The sequence below is a fragment of the Pedobacter sp. HMWF019 genome (assembly GCF_003061025.1).
Classification (GTDB): Bacteria; Bacteroidota; Bacteroidia; order Sphingobacteriales; family Sphingobacteriaceae; genus Pedobacter.
Window position 1 is genome coordinate 13,090 of the sequence record NZ_QAIL01000272.1, and the last position, 948, is coordinate 14,037.

Annotated in this window: 2 protein-coding genes; both read right to left on the reverse strand. The window is 40.3% G+C overall.

Annotated elements, in window-relative coordinates:
- Positions 1-197: acyl-CoA thioesterase (locus DBR11_RS15785; RefSeq protein WP_304594097.1), on the reverse strand; the 197-nt coding region annotated here is incomplete at its 3' end.
- A 68-nt stretch (positions 198-265) separates the two neighbouring features.
- Entirely contained in the window at positions 266-721 is a 456-nt protein-coding gene (locus DBR11_RS15790; protein WP_108553618.1) for a DoxX family protein, read from the reverse strand.
- Between the last annotated feature and the right edge of the window lie 227 nt (positions 722-948).

The following is a 948-nucleotide window of genomic DNA, read 5'->3' on the forward strand; positions in this document are numbered from 1 at the left end:
ATAATGTCACCCTGCTTTGCTGAACTGACAAAGTTGATCTCGGAGATGTATTTGGTAACCACATGAGGATTTTCCAATTGCACAATCGCATAGATAGCAGCTTCTTCGTCAATCCACCTGAGGAGGCTGCCTCCAAATAAAGTCCCGTTTGGGTTTAAATCCTCTGGTTTAACCCATTTTCTGGTGTGAAAATTCATATTCTTCTTTTATGCAAATTTACCAGTTTTGCCTTCGGCGAATCTCACACTACCGTAATAATAGAAGCCTAGTCTTTAACCCTCGCTCTTCTTTTCATAGAAGCATCGGTTGAAAACGGTCCTGAACCTACCACCCAAAATAAAACAAGTAATAGGAGTACAATCACGGAAAGCCACAATTCTGAATTCAACATGGAAAAACCCCTGGAAATATTGACAAAAAATATGGCACATAATAAAATGGGTATCTGGATCACCGCTGCAAAACGGGTAACCAGTCCAATAGTAATCAATAAGCCACCAACAAGATGGACAAAAGCCACAATATGGATGGCAAGGCTGGCCATTAGTCCGGAAAATCCGTAAACATTATTTTGAAGAATTAATTCCTGCGAAGCAGCATTATTGCTGATCAGCGCAATCCCTTTGAAAAAGATCAGTAAGCCCAGTGCAATTCTGACAATGTCGAGCCATTTGGCTCTGTGCATATCGCCCCAGTGTTCAATTTTATGAATAACGTTCATGGATTTCCTTCATTTTAGCGAAGTCCTCTATTAAAGTTAAACAAATATATTGAGATTACCAAAGTTAAACTGCTTAAAATAAGAAGTTTAAATCGCTTTCCATAGGGTGTCATCCTGGTTTTGAAGTATAGCAGAAAAAGCTGTCCTGGGTGGGATATTGAGGTATGGATAAACCACGCGGGATAAATAAAGTCCCTGCGGATGGGCAGGAGTGATCAGTTCAGGAG

Bases quoted from the DNA above. Each gene is read 5' to 3' on its own strand.
- DBR11_RS15790 (WP_108553618.1), bottom strand. From the start codon at position 721: ATGAACGTTATTCATAAAATTGAACACTGGGGCGATATGCACAGAGCC.